Genomic DNA, 14,596 nt, shown 5'->3' with positions numbered 1-14,596 from the left:
CTGCAACCGGAAGGCGTCTTCCGGCGCGTCAGTCGAAGAATGGCGTGATCTCGGCCACGATGACCGAGTTTTCCTTCAGCGCGCGTTCCATCAGGAACCGTTCCTCGTCGTCGATATCTTCGCTGGCCTTCAGCCGTTCCTCCAGCGTGCCCAGGCCCTGCACCTCCAGCGGAGCCAGCTCGGCCTCCTTCAGGATCGCCACCGTCTCGCGCACCGCCTCGGCCTCGTCCACGCCCGAGGCATAGCACAAGAGCGCCGCCCCCGTGGCCTTGGGGGGCAACCCGTCGCCTTCCTTGCGGCCGACCTCGACGATCAGGGAATAGACCTGCTGTGGGCGTTTGGGCTTGGCGTCGTCCGACATGGCTTTCTCCAAAAGGCCCGCACAGGCATAGCGGAAGCCATCCTGCTTCGCCACCCTTCACGGGGTGCTACAGAAGATGACCGTCAGTCGGCGCCACTCCGAACAACTTTAGACATCCTGGATGGATCCGTTAACCGTTCTTGAGGTGTTCCCCGCCAATCTGCCCGCCAAGCTTTGCAGAAACGTGAGGGACGCATGGCCGAGGCAATGGAACTGCCGATCCAGACACATGTCAGCGCACTGCAGCTGGCCGAGGCGATGTTTGGCACCGGCATCCAGATCGTCAGCGCCACCTACCGGGGCGATCCTGCCTCGGCCGGCATCTATACCCAGGGCGATACCGTCGCGCCCGACGTCACGCCCGCCGACAGCGGCGTCATCCTGTCGACCGGCCGGGCCACGGACTTCACCAATACATCGGGAGCGGCCAACGGTTCATCTGCGACGACGACAGACACCGACGGGGTCGACGGCGACAGCGGCTTGAACGACATTGCCGGCACAGCGACGTTTGACGGCGCCATTTTCGAGGCCAGCTTCATCCCTGCAGGGTCGACCCTGACCATGCAGATCACCTTTTCGTCCGAAGAGTACCTGGAATTCGTCGGGTCGGGTTTCAACGACGCGGTCGGCATCTGGGTCAACGGGCAGAAGGCGCAGCTGACGGTCGGCGACGGCGATATCTCGATCAACAACATCAACCCGACGACCAACGGCAACCTCTACGTCGACAACGCCAAAAGCATCTACAACACCGAAATGGACGGGTTCACCGTCACCCTGACGCTGAAAGCGCCGGTCATTCCGGGCAGGTGAACACGATCAAGATCGGCATCGCCGATGGCGGGGACACGGCCTACGACAGCAATCTGTTGATCGCGGGCGACTCGATCCAGACTGGCGTCATCGCGCAGGCAGACGTCTTCACCGTCGGCCTGAACAGCCAAGCCACCGTCAATCTGGTCGCGAACGATACCAACACGGCCGGCGGCATGCTGACGATCACCAAGATCAACGGTGTGGCCGTTCAGGCAGGTGACCATGTGATCCTGCCCTCGGGCCTGGAAATCGTGGTGAACGCCGACGGCACGATCACGGCCGTCTCGGACTGGAACGACCCCCTCGGCGAGACCAGCTTTTCCTACGAGGTGACCAACCAGAACGGCATTACCGATGTGGGCTTTGTCACCGGCGAAGTCGTTCCCTGCTTCGTCGAAGGCACCCGGATCGAGACGGTCCGCGGCCCCGTCCCGGTTGAAGACATCGCCGTGGGCGACCTGGTGCTGACCCTGGACCACGGCTTCCAGCCGGTCGTCTGGCACGGGGTGCGGCAGGTGCCCTCGCAGGGCGCGATGGCCGCGGTACAGATTCCCGCCGGCACATTCGGCGACCACGGTGCACTTGCCGTTTCGCCGCAGCACCGGCTGCACTTCTCCGGCTGGCGCGCCCAGCTTTACGCGGGCGAGGAAGAGGTTCTGGTCAAGGCGATCCATCTGGTGCGCGCGGGGCGGCTGGCGCAGGACCAGTCCGGCGCGATGGTGACCTACCACCATCTGCTTTTCGGCAGGCATGAGATCCTTTGCGCCGAAGGAATGTGGAGCGAGAGCTACTTTCCCGGCCCGACCACGCTTTCTGGCCACGATGCCGAGGTGCAGGATGAACTGCTGACACTGTTCCCCGAGCTTGCCACCGACCCCGAAAGCTATGGCCCCGCCGCGCGCCCGGAAGTCCGCGCCCATGTCGCGGCCCTTCTGGTTGCGTAGGTGTCAGTCTCGCAAAAGTTCGTTGATGCTGGTCTTCGACCGGGTCTGTGCATCGACCTTCTTCACGATCACCGCGCAGTAAAGGTTGATCCCGCCCTTCGACGGCATCGACCCCGCCACCACGACCGACCCTGCCGGAACCTCGCCATACATCACCTCGCCGGTTTCCCGGTCGACGATCTTGGTCGACTTGCCGATGAACACCCCCATCCCAAGGACCGAGCCTTCGCGGATGATGCAGCCCTCGACCACCTCGGACCGCGCGCCGATGAAACAGTCATCCTCGATGATCGTCGGCCCGGCCTGCATCGGTTCCAGCACGCCGCCGATGCCCACACCGCCCGACAGGTGCACGTTCTTGCCGATCTGCGCGCAGGACCCGACCGTCGCCCAGCCGTCCACCATGCTGCCTTCATCGACATAGGCGCCGATGTTCACGAAGGACGGCATCAGCACCACGCCCTTGCCGATGAACGCCGACCGCCGCACGATCGACCCCGGCACCGCCCGGAAGCCGGCCTTGCGCCAGTCCTCGGCCGTCCAGCCCTGCCACTTCGACGGCACCTTGTCCCACCAGTTCGACCCGCCATTCGACCCGGAAATCTCGTACATGTCGGTCAGGCGGAACGACAGCAGCACCGCCTTCTTCGCCCACTGGTTCACATGCCAGTCGCTGCCCCGCTTTTCCGCCACCCGCAGCGCGCCGGAATCCAGCGCCGTCAGCGTCGCCTCGATGGCATCGCGCACCTCGCCCTTGGTGGCGGGCGAAATCCCCTCGCGCGCCTCCCAGGCGGCTTCGATGGCGGCTTCAAGCGCGGCGTTGGACATGGGGAATTCCCTTTTCGGTTGGTCACTCGGGTCCCGACCCTATAAGCCTTGGGCAAGACCCATGCAACGTGAGCGACTTGATGACCGAAGACCACCGCACCCACCCGTTCCGCGACAGTGTCGAGGACATCGCCGCCGCCAAGCGCATCCCCGATACGCCACAGACCCGGGCTCCGGCCTATCGCCTTGCCTTCGCCGACCGCGATTTCATGCTGCGGGACGAACTGCGCCCGGTGCGGCTGCAACTGGAACTCTTGAAGCCGCAACTTGTCATGGACGAACGCGGCATCGAATCGACCATCGTCATGTTCGGCGGCGCGCGCATCCCCGCGCCCGAACACCGCGACACCGCCCGCACCAAGACCCTTGCCGACCTGTCGCACTACTATGACGAGGCCCGCCGTTTCGCCAAGCTGATGACCGAGCGGAGCCTTGCAAGCTATGGCCGCGAGAATGTCATCTGCACCGGCGGCGGCCCCGGCGTGATGGAGGCCGGCAACCGTGGCGCGGACGAGGCCGGGGGGCAAAGCATCGGCCTCAACATCGTCCTGCCGCACGAACAGGCCCCGAACGCCTATGTCACGCCGGACCTGTCGTTCAACTTCCACTACTTCGCCATCCGCAAGATGCACTTCCTGATGCGCGCCAAGGCCGTCTGCGTCTTCCCCGGCGGGTTCGGCACGCTGGACGAAATGTTCGAAAGCCTGACCCTGATCCAGACCGGCCGGATGAAGCCGATCCCCTTTCTGTTGTTCGGGCGCGACTGGTGGGAGACCATCGTGAACTGGCAGCACCTCGCCGAGGCGGGGGTCATCAGCCCCGAGGACCTGTCGCTGTTCGCCATGGTCGAAACGGCGGAAGAGGCCGTCAGTGTGATCGACGGCTGGACGGTTCCGGCCTGACGCAGGCGCAGGGTGCGCTACAGCGTACCAACCTTTTCACCCGCCTTCATCTCCAGTCCCCGCAACGACACTCTGCCGTCCCGCATTTCTCCGGTGACCAGCATCTCCGAACGGGCGACGTCGGGATATCGGTCCGCCCAGTCCCGGAAGCGGTCGTTGGTCACGATCCGGGCCTTCAGGTCGCGGGCCGTCTCCAGCAGGAAAGGGTCGGCTTGCTGACCCTTGGGCACCACAAGGATCTGATCCCTCGGCAGGGACAAAAGTCGCGAAAGATCGCGCTCGCCCATGAACTTCCCCATCAACTTGTAGCCGACATTGGCATCGAACACGACGCCGGGTTTCAGCCCCCGGCGCGACAGGTCATGCACCACCTGCAACAGCGGGGCGAGCTGGGGCGTGTTGTCCAGCCAGTAGATGACTTTCGACCCGTCGATCAGGACGGTCTGCCTGCCGTCGCTTGCGGGCCGTCCTGCAACCGGCGGGCGCTGTCCGCGTGGCCGTCGTTTTGGCCGACGGCCCCTTTGCGCAGGGCTGCGGAAGACCTCAACCAGGAAACGGAGACTGCCAAGGACTACCAAAATCAGCAGAAACAGGATGACCGGAGTGCCCACCGGCGTGCCGGGGCTGGACGCCTCGGAGGTCGTTACCGTTACAAAATGCTGAAGCAGTGGCAGGCCGAACATGGGTCATGCTTTCCCGAGAGCGATGCGCAAGGCAAAGCCGTTTTGTGTTTTTCCAATTTTTTCCGTCATGCGGACCGGGTTATCGCCTCCCTTTCCCATCCGTCCAGAAACTCCACCCTGTCACACCCCGCAAACGCCGCCAGCCGGTCCAGTTCCGCCTCCAGCTTCGCCCGCCGACCCTTTGTCAGCTTCACCCCGACCTCGGGCCAGAACCCCTTGACCCGCAGGGCCCCCGCATCGCGGAACGCCTTCACGTCTATGCGCCCCACCAGCCGCTCCCCTTCCAGCACCGGAAAGACGTAGTAGCCGTAGACCCGCTTCGGTTCCGGCACAAAGACCTCGATCCGGTAGGTGAACCCGAACAGGAACTCGGCCCGGTTGCGGTCCCGCAGGGCTGGATCGAAAGGCGACAGGATACGCAGGCGGGGGGTCGGTTCGGGGGGCTTCTCGTCCAGAATATCATGGAAAATGAAAACCTTGCGGCGCTGGCCCAGGGCACCCTCGACCTCCGCCTCCACAATCTCGCCCCGCGCCAGGGCCGCCCGGCACCAGTCTCTTGCGGCCTCCGGGCTGACCGTATTCCAATAGGCCGCGATCTCGCCCGAGGTGCCAAAGCCCAGATGCCGCAAGGCCGACCGGCAAGCCCAGTCGGTCACCTGCTCCTCTGGCACCGGCGCGCGATGTGCCTCGGGGATCACCCGTTCGGTCAGGTCGTAGATCTTGGCAAACCCGTCGCGCCGTGTGATCGCCAGCCGCCCGGTCCGCCACAGCCATTCCAGCGCGGTCTTCGACGGATGCCAGTCCCACCAGCCGCCCTTTCCCCGGACCTCACCTTCGCCAACGTCCGCCGTCCCTACCGGCCCATCCTTGGCTATCCGGTTGAGAATACTGTCAAATTGCGCCTCATACCCGTCCCGGAACCAGCGCTTCCAGTTCGCCTCCAGCCGCACGGCATCGCGCTGGAACCTGTGCTGCCAGACCCCATGCAACCGCACCGGCAGGATCGAGGCGTCATGCGTCCAGTGCTCCCAAAGGCTGCGGTCCCGCTCCAGCAGCCGCTTCAGGGCAGGGGGCCGGTACGCCTGCCGCCGGGACCACAGGATCATGTCATGCGCGCGGGCGACAGTGTTGATGCTGTCGACCTGAACGAACCCGATCCGCTCGACCAGATCGTGCAGGCTTTGGCCGGAAGCAGGACCGGACGGCGCCTGCGACAGGGCGTGACGGTCAAGAAACAGACGGCGCGCGGGGGTGTTCGGGATCAGGACGGGCATCGCCTAGGCGTAACATTGCGGAAGGTTACAGCAAATGCCGGATTTGTGCCGCTTTCTGCCGTGAAGCCGTTGGACAAGCCCCTGCGAATCCCTACTATCTGCTTGTCTCCTGACACAAATCCCAGACACACGCTTGGCCAAACCCGGATCTGCCGAGGTCGGGCCGGAAAGGACCACCGAAGCATTGCCGCATGACACGCCCCTGATCACCACTCTGGTTGCCGGGTTCGGACTCGCCTTCCTGTTCGGCCTGCTGGCGCAGCGGCTGAAACTGCCGCTGATCGCGGGCTACCTGCTGGCCGGAGTGCTGATCGGGCCGTTCACGCCGGGCTATGTGGCGGACATGGATCTGGCGACAGAACTGGCCGAACTGGGGGTCATTCTGCTGATGTTCGGGGTGGGTCTGCACTTCTCGCCGCGTGACCTCATGGCGGTGAAGGCCATCGCCGTTCCGGGGGCCCTGGGGCAGATTGCGGTGGCTACGGCCTTTGGGACCGCGATGGGGTGGGCCCTGGGGTGGAGCCTGGGGGCAGGGCTGATCTTCGGGCTGGCGCTGTCGGTTGCCTCGACCGTGGTGTTGCTGCGCGCACTGCAGGATCGGGAACTGGTGACCACGGACAAGGGCCGTGTGGCCGTGGGCTGGCTGATCGTCGAGGACCTGGTGATGGTCATTTCGCTGGTCTTGATCCCGCCGCTGGCCGGGCTCTTGGGAGGCACGGCAATGCCCGTCGCGGAAGAGGCCGAGGCAATGGCCGAAGTGACCAGCAACATCGGCATCGGGCCCATCGCGGCGACGGTGCTGATCACCCTGGCCAAGGCGGCGGCCTTTGTGGCGCTGATGCTGATCGTCGGCCAGCGCGTCGTGCCGTGGATCCTGCATTTCGTGTCACAGACCCGCTCGCGTGAACTGTTCCGGCTGGCGGTCCTGGCGATCGCCCTTGGTGTGGCCTATGGCGCGACGCATTTCTTCGGCGTGTCCTTCGCGCTGGGGGCGTTCTTCGCAGGGATGGTCATGTCGTCGTCGACGCTATCCCAGCAGGCGATGCGCGAGACGCTGCCCTTGCGCGACGCCTTTGCGGTGCTGTTCTTCGTCTCGGTCGGGATGCTGTTCAATCCCGGGGTCATTCTGGCCTCGCCGCTTGCGCTTTTGGGAACGGTTCTCATCATCGTCCTGGTCAAGTCGGTCGCGGCCTATTACATCGTGAAAGCCTTCGGCCACGGCCATGACAAAGCGCTGACCATTGCGGCCAGCCTCGCGCAGATCGGGGAATTTTCGTTCATTCTCATCACGATGGCGGTGACGCTGGACATCGTTCCTTCCGAAGCGCGGGATCTGGTGGTGGCGGGGGCGATGATCTCGATCCTGGTCAATCCACTTCTGTTTCACCTTCTGGATCGCCGCGACGCGCGCAAGGCCGCGGTGCCATCCGGGGACCGGCAGGACGACCCCGGCGACGGCCCGGCCGAGGTCAGATCGGTCGACCCGTCAGCAGTTTCGGCAGCTCTCCCGTCAGGCCTGCCGCCTGCCGCATGAAGCCGCGCCGCAGGCCGGGCACGGCGCTCACAAACCCCATGCCAAGGTCGCGGCCGACGCGGAGGAGTGGGTTGTCGGTGGAAAAAACCCGGTTCACCGTGTCCATACCCAAGGCGAGCGCCGTAGCATCGAACCGGCGCCAGCGTTGATATTCCTCCAGCGCGGTGGGGCTGCCCGGCTCGTCGCCGCGACGGCGGGCCAGAATCAGGACCTCCGCCAGCGCCGCAACGTCGCGGAGGCCAAGGTTCAACCCCTGGCCCGCGATCGGATGCACCCCATGCGCCGCATCGCCTACCAGCGCCAGTCGTGGCGCGATAAAGCGTTCGGCCAATGACAGCGACAACGGATAGGTGAAGCGCGCCCCGGCAAGGCTGATGTCGCCCAGGAAATCGCCGAAACGGGGGCGCAGTGCCTCAAGATACTCGGCATCCGGCAGGGCCTGGATTGCGGCGGCGTTTGCGTCGGTCTCGCTCCAGACGATGCTGGAATGGTGTCCGCCCTTCAGGGGCAGGATCGCGAGCGGGCCCGACGGCATGAAGAACTGCTGCGCGATGCCGTGGTGGTCATGTTCGTGCCGGATCGCGGTGACCAGCGCGGTCTGGCCGTAGCCCCAGCCCACGCGCCGGATGCCCGCGCGCGTGGCCGTGCCCGAGCCGCGCCCGTCGCAGCCCACCATTAGCCCTGCCGCCAACTTGCGCCCCGAGGCAAGCGTCACGGTGACGCCATCGGGCTTGACCTCCTGCGCCACCACCGTCTCGCCCGATAGCAAGGTGATCCCCGGAGTATGCTGCATCGCATTGAGAAAGGCCGCATAAAGGAAGCGATCCTCCAGCATGTGTCCCATTGGGCCTTCTTCGATCTCGGCGGCGTCGAAGTGCAGGAAGAAGGGTGCGGCCCCTTCGCCAGCGCGGCCGTCGCTGGCCTTGATCTCCAGCATAGGCTGCGCCTTGTCCGCCACGCTGTCCCAGACGCCGATGGCCTTCAAGAGCCGCACCGAGGCGATGGCCAGCGCATAGGCCCGGCCATCAAAGCCCGCCTCCGCCCGGTCCGGCGCCGGGCGGGCGTCGATCACGGTGACACGGAAGCCCCCATGGGCCAGGGCAAGCGCCAGCGCCGGGCCGTTCAGCCCCCCGCCCGCAATCAGGATGTCGGTGTCCCAGGTCATGTCCCTTTCTTGGCCCCCTTGGAACGGATTGTCCATGCGTCGCCAAGCCGCTACCCTTCCCTGCAAAACGGGGGGCGGGAATGAGCGGAACCTGGGCACACATGACCGCGGCCGAGCTGGGTCGCGAGATTGGCGAGGGCCGGATCAACCCGGTGGAATTGACCGAGTTCTTCCTGGACCGGATCGAAAGCCATCCGCTTGCGGGACGCATCTATGCCCGTGTCACGCCAGCACGGGCACGGGGAGAGGCGATGTCGGCGGCTGCCCGGGCCAAGGCGGGCCTGCGCAAGGGGGTGCTGGACGGGGTGCCCGTCAGCTGGAAGGACCTTTTTGATACGGCAGGCGTGGCGACCGAGGCGGGCTCGGCGTTGCTGAAAGGCCGCACGCCGAACAGTGATGCTGCCGTGCTGGAGACTGCGACGCTGCAGGGTCTGGTCTGCCTGGGCAAGACGCATATGTCGGAACTGGCCTTCTCGGGCCTTGGGCTGAACCCGGTGACGGCCACGCCGCCCTGTCTGAATGACGACAGGGCCGTGCCAGGCGGGTCATCCTCGGGCGCCGCGGCTTCTGTTGCCTTCGGACTCGCTCCGGCGGCCATCGGTTCGGATTCGGGAGGCTCGGTTCGGATTCCCGCAGCCTGGAACGATCTGGTGGGGCTGAAGACGACGGCGGGAAGTCTGCCGATGACGGGTGTTGTCCCCTTGTTCGAGGCGTTCGACACGATCGGCCCGCTTGCCCATTCGGTCGAGGACTGCAACCAGCTCTTTGCCGCGCTTAGCGGGGATACGGCGGCCGACCTTGGCGGCGCCAGCCTTTCGGGCACCCGCATTGCCATTCTGGAGACGCTGGCGCTTGACGATGTGCGCGAGCGTCCCGCCCAGGGATTCGAGGATGCGACGCGGCGCTTCGCCAAGGCAGGTGCCGAAATCCATCATCTTGCAGCGCCGGAAGCGGCCGAGGCGGTGGCCCTGGCGGGCATAGTCTGCACCGCCGAAGCTTACGGCATCTGGAAGGCGACCATCGAAGCCGCGCCGGACAAGATGTTTCCGCGCATCCTGGACCGCTTCCGCTCGGGCGGGCAGATCAGTGCGGTGGACCATGTCGCGGCCTGGAGAAGGTTGCGGCAGATCCGGGCCAGCTGGGCCGACCGCGCGTCCCACTATGATGCCGTGATCCTGCCGACGTCGCCCATCCTGCCGCCCGATGCGAATCGGCTGATGACCGATGACGCGTATTATGTGACCGAGAATCTGCTGGCCTTGCGCAACACCCGGATCGGCAACATGCTGGGTCTGTGTGTCCTGACCCTGCCGACCTCGCAGCCGTCCTGCGGGATCAGCCTGATGTGTGGCCCAGGGCAAGAGGCGCGGCTCTTGCGGCTGGGTGCTGCTGCGGAACGGGCGCTGCAATAGCCCGCTCGTCCTGGAACGAGCTTGCCCTTACATCCGGTGATAGGGCGAGCCTGCCAGGATCGTCGCCGCTCGGTAAAGCTGTTCGGCCAGCATCACCCGCACCAGCATGTGTGGCCAGACCATGCGGCCAAAGCTGAGCGTCAGGTCAGCCCGGGCGCGCAGGGCAGGGTCCACCCCGTCCGCCCCGCCGATTGCGAAAGCTGCATCCTGACGGCCTGTGTCGCGCCACCCGGCCAGCGCTTGCGCGAATTCGGGGCTGGAAAGCGTCTTGCCCCGTTCGTCCAGCATGCACAGCGCCGCGCCGTCGGGAATTGCGCGGGACAACAAGAGCCCCTCGGCCGCCATGCCGCCGCCCTTCTTGTCCTCGACCTCATGCTCGGTCACCGGACCCAGCCCCAAGGGGCGGCCCGTCCGCTCCAGCCGTTGCAGGTAATCATCCACCAACTCGCGCTCTGGTCCCGCCCGCAGGCGGCCCACGGCGCACAGGTGCAGGCGCATCAGACCTGGGCGGAGCGGGTCGTCCCCGTCGGCAGCCACATCTTTTCCAGCTGGTAGAAGTCGCGCACTTCCGGGCGGAAGACGTGGACGATCACGTCACCCGCATCGATCAGCACCCAGTCGCCGGTCTCTTTGCCTTCCATGCGGACTGAAATTCGCATGTCCTGCTTCAGTCGGTCGGCCAGCTTTTCAGAAATCGAGGCAACCTGACGCGACGAGCGGCCCGAACAGATGACCATGAAATCGGCCACGTCCGACCGGCCACGCAGGTCGATCTGGACGATCTCCTCGGCCTTGTCATCGTCAACGGACTTCATGACCAGGGCCAGCACGTCCTCGGACCGATAGTCTTGCGGGGCGGCGTCGTTGGGTTTCGGGCGCGGACCGACCGGAAGGCCGGTAGCAGGATCAGAATGCGACAGGACCAGGTCCTCCAGAGGAAGCGCGGACTTAGGGCCCCCGCGCCGGGCCTATGGGCCAAGCCTAGCACCGGGGCGGGCCAATCTCAACCGAAGGCGGGCGGGTACGCCTTATTCCGCGCCTTGGCAAGGCTTGATCGCGGCAAGCACCTTCGGACCAAGAAGTTCCGAGAGCCGTCCCTCCCGGATCAGCGGCAGGAAAGTGCCATCGGCAGTCATGCGGATCAGCACCGAGCCCGTCGCGTCCGGCGCCGGTCCGTTGCCGATGGTGCAACCGCCAAGGCCGAACCCGAACGAGCCGCTTGCGCTGCCATCGCGCTTCCATCCGTCGATCTGCTCCTGAAGCTCGCGCATCCGCTGGGCGTCTGATGCGGACAATGCAAATCCGCGCGCTGTGGCGCCTTCTCTGACAGCAATGCCTTCCGGGGCACGGCGGTCTTCCAGCCGGAAGCTGCCAACAGCCGTGTCTTCGCCACGGACAGCCCCGATTTCAAGCGTCGCAGTTCCGGGTGTAACTGCCAGGCCGGGCGGAAGGATGACCACAAGCTCAAGGGCGGCAGGGTCGGCGGCCAACGGGTCGACCGACGCAAGCCGCGCCACGGTCGAGGGCACGATTTCAGAGCAGGCGGCCGCGAGCAGGCTGGCGGCAATAGCGAAACGGGGGTACATGCAGATTCTCCTTGAACACCTATAATTTAATGTAATACGATAAATTATAACTGTGAAAGAGGTAATCCATGCCAGAGCGACTTCGCTTGCAAAGACTGTCCGGGGCACTTTACTGGGTTGCGCTAGGCCTCTCGGTTCTTTTGCCAGTCATCATCCTGATCTACGCGGGCAAGGCGGTCACCGACCCTGCCTCGCTTCTTTCCCGCGCGCCGTCGGTTCCGGCGGGAACGGTAGTCACGTCCGCACAGGCCGGTCTTGTCTCGGCGCTGGCCCTGGTGGCGGTCTTGCCGATGGTCGCCGCCCTGCGGGGCATGGTGCGGCTCTTCGACAACTACCGCGCCGGGGAGGTTCTGAATGTCCAGAATTCTGCAACCATCCTGCGGATTGGCCGCAACCTGCTTCTTGTCGCGCTGTTTGCGGTGCTGGTCCCGACGCTGCAAACCCTTGTCCTCAGCTGGAACGCGCCGCAAAAGATTCTTGCGATCGGGCTGGACGGGGGCACGCTTGGCTTTCTTGTAACGGCTGGGCTTCTGACTGTGATCGGCTGGGCATTGCGGGAAGCCGCTCAGGTCAAGGCCGAGAACGAAGGGTTCATTTGATGCAATCCCCAACCGTGCACATCGTCGTGCGTCTGGATGTCATGCTCGCCCGTCGCAAGATGCGCTCGCGCGATCTGGCCGAAAGGATCGGAATCACCGAGCAGAACCTCAGCCTTCTGAAGTCGGGGAAAGTGAAGGGAATCCGTTTCGAGACACTCGCCTCGATCTGTGCGGCGCTTGACTGTCAGCCTGGCGATATCCTTGAAGCGGTGACCGATGCGTGAATCATGCCGGTAGACATGTGCCGCTTACGGCCGAACCCTGGCTGTCGCGTGACGCGGAAGCCTGCCTCGGACAGTGCGCGGCGGACATGTCCTGCGGCTGTGTAGGTGGCAAACGTACCCCCAGGCCCGGTGTGCCTTGCGACCGCGACCATCAGCTCTGGGGACCACAGTTCGGGGTTCTTCGCGGGCGAGAAGCCGTCCAGGAACCAGGCATCGGCTTGGCCTTCCCAGGCTGGAAGCGTTTCACGCGCATCGCCCAGGATGACGGTCGCAGTCAGGTGCGGAAACTGGAGAATCGTTGCACCCGCTTCCCACTGGTCCAGGAAGGCATCGGCGACGCCTGCGACTTCGGGGAAGAGTTGCAGGGCGCGGGCAATGTCCCGGGCGGGCAACGGGAAGGCTTCGAAGCTGGTGTAGTGCACATGCCCCGGCCCCTGGTGCGCCAGAAGGACCGCCAGCAAGTTCAGCCCGGTGCCGAAGCCAAGCTCGGCGATGCGGAACCCGTCACAGAACCGCCCCGGCAGGCCGTTCCCGGCCAAAAAGACATGCCGCGTCTCGTCCAGCCCGCCCGCCAATGAGAAGTAGGGATCGTCGAACCGGCGCGAGACGGGGATGGTCTCGTCACGCCAGTCAAGCGTTGGCGTTTGGCCGGAGGTCTGGTCGGAGGTCTGGCCGGGGGTCTGGTCGGGGCTCGCCATCGGGGTTAGTCCTTTGCATCTGGTGATGGGCGCGGGGCGGCGGAATGGCAAGGGTGGACGTGACGGTCAGAGGCGGGGGGATCTTCGGACTTTCCATCGCCTGGGCCTGCTTGCGGCGCGGCGCGATAGTGCGGGTGATCGAAACCGTCGCCCTTGGCGCTGGGTCCTCGGGCGGAGTGGTCGGCGCGCTCTCGCCGCATGTGCCCGATGCCTGGAATGGAAAGAAGGCGTTCCAGCTGGAGAGCCTTCTGATGGCTCAGGACTGGTGGGCCGAAGTCGAGGCCGCCTCGGGCCTGGCCTCGGGGTATGCCCGGCTTGGCCGGTTGCAGCCCCTTCCCGACGACCGGGCGGTCGAGACGGCGCGGCGGCGCGAGACCGGGGCGGCGGAACTTTGGCGCGGAGAGGCGGTCTGGCGGGTGGTCCCCGCGACCGGCGCCGCCTGGGAGCCGGTCACGCCCAGCGGCTGGCTGGTGCAGGATACGCTTTCCGCCCGGCTGTCGCCCCGCATGGGTCTGGCCGCACTGACCGCAGCGCTAAGGTCGCAGGGCGCCGAGGTCCTGGTGGGTGAAAGCGCTGATGTCGGCGCCGTCGTCCACGCGACCGGCATCGCAGGGCTGGCCGAACTCTCGCAAGCCCTGGGCGCAGAGGTCGGCTCGGGCGTGAAGGGCCAGGCCCTCGCCTTGCGCTTCGATGCCCGCGACCAGCCTCAGCTGTTCGTCGACGGCCTGCACATCGTCCCGCATGCCGACGGGACGGTCGCCATCGGCTCGACGTCCGAAAGCAGTTGGACACAGGACGGCCCCGACGCCCAACTCGACGGTCTGATGGCCAGGGCCGTCGCGGCGGTGCCGGCGCTCGCCGGGGCCGAGGTGATCGACCGCTGGGCGGGAATCCGTCCCAGGGCTGCCAGCCGCGCGCCGGTGCTTGGCCAGTGGCCCGGACGTCCGGGCCATTACATCGCCAATGGCGGGTTCAAGATCGGCTTCGGCATGGCTCCGAAGGTGGCCGAGATCATGGCGGAACTGGTGCTGGAGGCGCGCGACACCATTCCGCCGGATTTCCGGGTCGAGGCCCTGATTCAGAACGCGACCGGACGAAAGTAGGTGATCGAGGTCGGGTGGTCGTAGCCGGAATGAGAGGTGCGGCCAACCTCCTTGAACCCCAGCCTCTGGAAGGCCGCCTGGGTCTCGACCAGTTCGACGCGGGTCTGCAATTCCAAAGCCGGAAGCCCGCATTGACGGGCCCGATCCTCGGCTTGGTCAAGCAATCGCCGCGCCAGGCCCTGACCCCGCCAACCCTGCGCCACGGCCAGCTTCCCCACGTAAAGCGCCCCGGCCTTCGGCGTCAGGAACACACAGGCCACTGGCGCGCCGATGATCCAGATTTCCCCGGACTGCGCCTGCCGGGACAGGGCCGCGGGCGTCAGGTCGCGCAGGGAAGACGGCGGGTCGATCCGCCCCTCCATATAGGCAAAGGCCTCGTGCAGCAGCGCAAGAATCGCGGGCCAGAGGGCGGGATCGGTGGCAAGCTGCGGGGTCATGTGGACAGACTGGCCGCTGCGGCATCG

The 14,596-nt window shown here is 65.7% G+C and carries 18 protein-coding genes; 8 read left to right on the top strand and 10 right to left on the bottom strand.

The window, feature by feature from the left end; translation table 11 throughout:
• Window positions 1-28: 28 nt before the first annotated feature.
• On the bottom strand, window positions 29-361 hold the full coding sequence (locus tag Q8M85_RS11965; protein WP_305544687.1) for a hypothetical protein: 333 nt from the start codon (window positions 359-361) through the stop codon (window positions 29-31).
• Between the two features lie 195 nt (window positions 362-556).
• Between Q8M85_RS11965 and Q8M85_RS11960 the strand changes: the two genes are divergently transcribed.
• Window positions 557-1,177: a choice-of-anchor L domain-containing protein gene (locus Q8M85_RS11960; protein ID WP_305544684.1), complete on the top strand. Its 621-nt coding sequence runs from the start codon at window positions 557-559 to the stop codon at window positions 1,175-1,177.
• Window positions 1,174-2,124, top strand: coding sequence for a Hint domain-containing protein (locus tag Q8M85_RS11955; RefSeq protein WP_305544681.1), 951 nt, complete (start codon window positions 1,174-1,176; stop codon window positions 2,122-2,124). Before Q8M85_RS11960 ends, Q8M85_RS11955 begins: the two co-directional genes overlap by 4 nt.
• A 3-nt stretch (window positions 2,125-2,127) precedes the next feature.
• Here Q8M85_RS11955 and dapD read toward each other — a convergent pair whose 3' ends face one another.
• Window positions 2,128-2,952, bottom strand: coding sequence for a 2,3,4,5-tetrahydropyridine-2,6-dicarboxylate N-succinyltransferase (dapD, locus tag Q8M85_RS11950; protein ID WP_305544678.1), 825 nt, complete (start codon window positions 2,950-2,952; stop codon window positions 2,128-2,130).
• A gap of 80 nt (window positions 2,953-3,032) precedes the next feature.
• Between dapD and Q8M85_RS11945 the strand changes: the two genes are divergently transcribed.
• Complete coding sequence (locus Q8M85_RS11945; protein WP_305544675.1) at window positions 3,033-3,854, top strand: LOG family protein; 822 nt, start codon at window positions 3,033-3,035, stop codon at window positions 3,852-3,854.
• Between the two features lie 17 nt (window positions 3,855-3,871).
• On the opposite strand, the gene Q8M85_RS11940 is transcribed toward Q8M85_RS11945, so the two are convergent.
• Together Q8M85_RS11940 and Q8M85_RS11935 are read right to left on the bottom strand one after the other, a co-directional pair.
• Complete coding sequence (locus tag Q8M85_RS11940; RefSeq protein ID WP_305544672.1) at window positions 3,872-4,537, bottom strand: hypothetical protein; 666 nt, start codon at window positions 4,535-4,537, stop codon at window positions 3,872-3,874.
• 65 nt (window positions 4,538-4,602) lie between these two features.
• Window positions 4,603-5,811 carry a winged helix-turn-helix domain-containing protein gene (locus Q8M85_RS11935; RefSeq protein WP_305544669.1) on the bottom strand — a complete coding sequence of 403 codons (1,209 nt, stop codon included), beginning with the start codon at window positions 5,809-5,811 and terminating at the stop codon, window positions 4,603-4,605.
• 133 nt (window positions 5,812-5,944) lie between these two features.
• Here Q8M85_RS11935 and Q8M85_RS11930 point away from each other — a divergent pair, with 133 nt between their 5' ends.
• A complete protein-coding gene (locus Q8M85_RS11930) occupies window positions 5,945-7,345 on the top strand; it encodes a cation:proton antiporter (protein ID WP_305544666.1) in 1,401 nt (466 codons plus the stop codon).
• Here Q8M85_RS11930 and Q8M85_RS11925 read toward each other — a convergent pair.
• Window positions 7,281-8,510, bottom strand: coding sequence for a UbiH/UbiF/VisC/COQ6 family ubiquinone biosynthesis hydroxylase (locus Q8M85_RS11925; RefSeq protein ID WP_305544663.1), 1,230 nt, complete (start codon window positions 8,508-8,510; stop codon window positions 7,281-7,283). The genes Q8M85_RS11930 and Q8M85_RS11925 overlap by 65 nt on opposite strands.
• Window positions 8,511-8,590: 80 nt before the next feature.
• Here Q8M85_RS11925 and Q8M85_RS11920 point away from each other — a divergent pair, with 80 nt between their 5' ends.
• Window positions 8,591-9,922: an amidase gene (locus tag Q8M85_RS11920; RefSeq protein ID WP_305544660.1), complete on the top strand. Its 1,332-nt coding sequence runs from the start codon at window positions 8,591-8,593 to the stop codon at window positions 9,920-9,922.
• Between the two features lie 27 nt (window positions 9,923-9,949).
• Here the strand turns inward: Q8M85_RS11920 and rlmH are convergent, their stop codons facing one another.
• From rlmH to Q8M85_RS11905, 3 genes are all read right to left on the bottom strand, one after another.
• A complete protein-coding gene (rlmH, locus tag Q8M85_RS11915; RefSeq protein WP_305544657.1) occupies window positions 9,950-10,420 on the bottom strand; it encodes a 23S rRNA (pseudouridine(1915)-N(3))-methyltransferase RlmH in 471 nt (156 codons plus the stop codon).
• A complete protein-coding gene (rsfS, locus tag Q8M85_RS11910) occupies window positions 10,420-10,737 on the bottom strand; it encodes a ribosome silencing factor (protein WP_371135241.1) in 318 nt (105 codons plus the stop codon). The genes rlmH and rsfS overlap by 1 nt, the downstream gene beginning before the upstream one ends.
• 213 nt (window positions 10,738-10,950) lie before the next feature.
• A complete protein-coding gene (locus Q8M85_RS11905) occupies window positions 10,951-11,508 on the bottom strand; it encodes a hypothetical protein (RefSeq protein WP_305544655.1) in 558 nt (185 codons plus the stop codon).
• A gap of 68 nt (window positions 11,509-11,576) precedes the next feature.
• On the opposite strand from Q8M85_RS11905, the gene Q8M85_RS11900 reads away from it, so the two are divergent.
• The gene (locus Q8M85_RS11900; RefSeq protein WP_305544652.1) at window positions 11,577-12,107 is read left to right on the top strand and encodes a DUF2975 domain-containing protein; all 531 of its coding nucleotides are present in this window, start codon (window positions 11,577-11,579) and stop codon (window positions 12,105-12,107) included.
• A gap of 41 nt (window positions 12,108-12,148) precedes the next feature.
• The gene (locus Q8M85_RS11895; protein ID WP_371135243.1) at window positions 12,149-12,331 is read left to right on the top strand and encodes a helix-turn-helix domain-containing protein; all 183 of its coding nucleotides are present in this window, start codon (window positions 12,149-12,151) and stop codon (window positions 12,329-12,331) included.
• On the opposite strand, the gene mnmD is transcribed toward Q8M85_RS11895, so the two are convergent.
• A complete protein-coding gene (mnmD, locus tag Q8M85_RS11890; protein WP_305544646.1) occupies window positions 12,292-13,029 on the bottom strand; it encodes a tRNA (5-methylaminomethyl-2-thiouridine)(34)-methyltransferase MnmD in 738 nt (245 codons plus the stop codon). The two genes, Q8M85_RS11895 and mnmD, sit on opposite strands and share 40 nt — an antisense overlap.
• Before the next feature lie 44 nt (window positions 13,030-13,073).
• Between mnmD and Q8M85_RS11885 the strand changes: the two genes are divergently transcribed.
• Window positions 13,074-14,132 carry an FAD-binding oxidoreductase gene (locus Q8M85_RS11885; RefSeq protein WP_305544643.1) on the top strand — a complete coding sequence of 353 codons (1,059 nt, stop codon included), beginning with the start codon at window positions 13,074-13,076 and terminating at the stop codon, window positions 14,130-14,132.
• On the opposite strand, the gene Q8M85_RS11880 is transcribed toward Q8M85_RS11885, so the two are convergent.
• Window positions 14,108-14,569, bottom strand: a complete 462-nt coding sequence (locus Q8M85_RS11880) for an N-acetyltransferase (RefSeq protein ID WP_305544640.1) — start codon at window positions 14,567-14,569, stop codon at window positions 14,108-14,110. The two genes, Q8M85_RS11885 and Q8M85_RS11880, sit on opposite strands and share 25 nt — an antisense overlap.
• Between the last annotated feature and the right edge of the window lie 27 nt (window positions 14,570-14,596).

The organism is Tabrizicola sp., from assembly GCF_030694085.1.
Taxonomy (GTDB): Bacteria; Pseudomonadota; Alphaproteobacteria; order Rhodobacterales; family Rhodobacteraceae; genus Tabrizicola.
This window is presented reverse-complemented; position numbering and strand designations above follow the sequence as displayed.

Bases quoted from the DNA above. Each gene is read 5' to 3' on its own strand.
- Q8M85_RS11940 (WP_305544672.1), bottom strand. From the start codon at position 4,537: ATGTTCGGCCTGCCACTGCTTCAGCATTTTGTAACGGTAACGACCTCC.
- Q8M85_RS11935 (WP_305544669.1), bottom strand. From the start codon at position 5,811: ATGCCCGTCCTGATCCCGAACACCCCCGCGCGCCGTCTGTTTCTTGAC.
- Q8M85_RS11925 (WP_305544663.1), bottom strand. From the start codon at position 8,510: ATGACCTGGGACACCGACATCCTGATTGCGGGCGGGGGGCTGAACGGC.
- Q8M85_RS11905 (WP_305544655.1), bottom strand. From the start codon at position 11,508: ATGTACCCCCGTTTCGCTATTGCCGCCAGCCTGCTCGCGGCCGCCTGC.
- dapD (WP_305544678.1), bottom strand. From the start codon at position 2,952: ATGTCCAACGCCGCGCTTGAAGCCGCCATCGAAGCCGCCTGGGAGGCG.
- Q8M85_RS11900 (WP_305544652.1), top strand. From the start codon at position 11,577: ATGCCAGAGCGACTTCGCTTGCAAAGACTGTCCGGGGCACTTTACTGG.
- Q8M85_RS11920 (WP_305544660.1), top strand. From the start codon at position 8,591: ATGAGCGGAACCTGGGCACACATGACCGCGGCCGAGCTGGGTCGCGAG.
- Q8M85_RS11885 (WP_305544643.1), top strand. From the start codon at position 13,074: ATGGCAAGGGTGGACGTGACGGTCAGAGGCGGGGGGATCTTCGGACTT.
- Q8M85_RS11965 (WP_305544687.1), bottom strand. From the start codon at position 361: ATGTCGGACGACGCCAAGCCCAAACGCCCACAGCAGGTCTATTCCCTG.
- Q8M85_RS11895 (WP_371135243.1), top strand. From the start codon at position 12,149: ATGCTCGCCCGTCGCAAGATGCGCTCGCGCGATCTGGCCGAAAGGATC.
- mnmD (WP_305544646.1), bottom strand. From the start codon at position 13,029: ATGGCGAGCCCCGACCAGACCCCCGGCCAGACCTCCGACCAGACCTCC.
- Q8M85_RS11880 (WP_305544640.1), bottom strand. From the start codon at position 14,569: ATGACCCCGCAGCTTGCCACCGATCCCGCCCTCTGGCCCGCGATTCTT.
- Q8M85_RS11945 (WP_305544675.1), top strand. From the start codon at position 3,033: ATGACCGAAGACCACCGCACCCACCCGTTCCGCGACAGTGTCGAGGAC.
- rsfS (WP_371135241.1), bottom strand. From the start codon at position 10,737: ATGAAGTCCGTTGACGATGACAAGGCCGAGGAGATCGTCCAGATCGAC.
- rlmH (WP_305544657.1), bottom strand. From the start codon at position 10,420: ATGCGCCTGCACCTGTGCGCCGTGGGCCGCCTGCGGGCGGGACCAGAG.
- Q8M85_RS11960 (WP_305544684.1), top strand. From the start codon at position 557: ATGGCCGAGGCAATGGAACTGCCGATCCAGACACATGTCAGCGCACTG.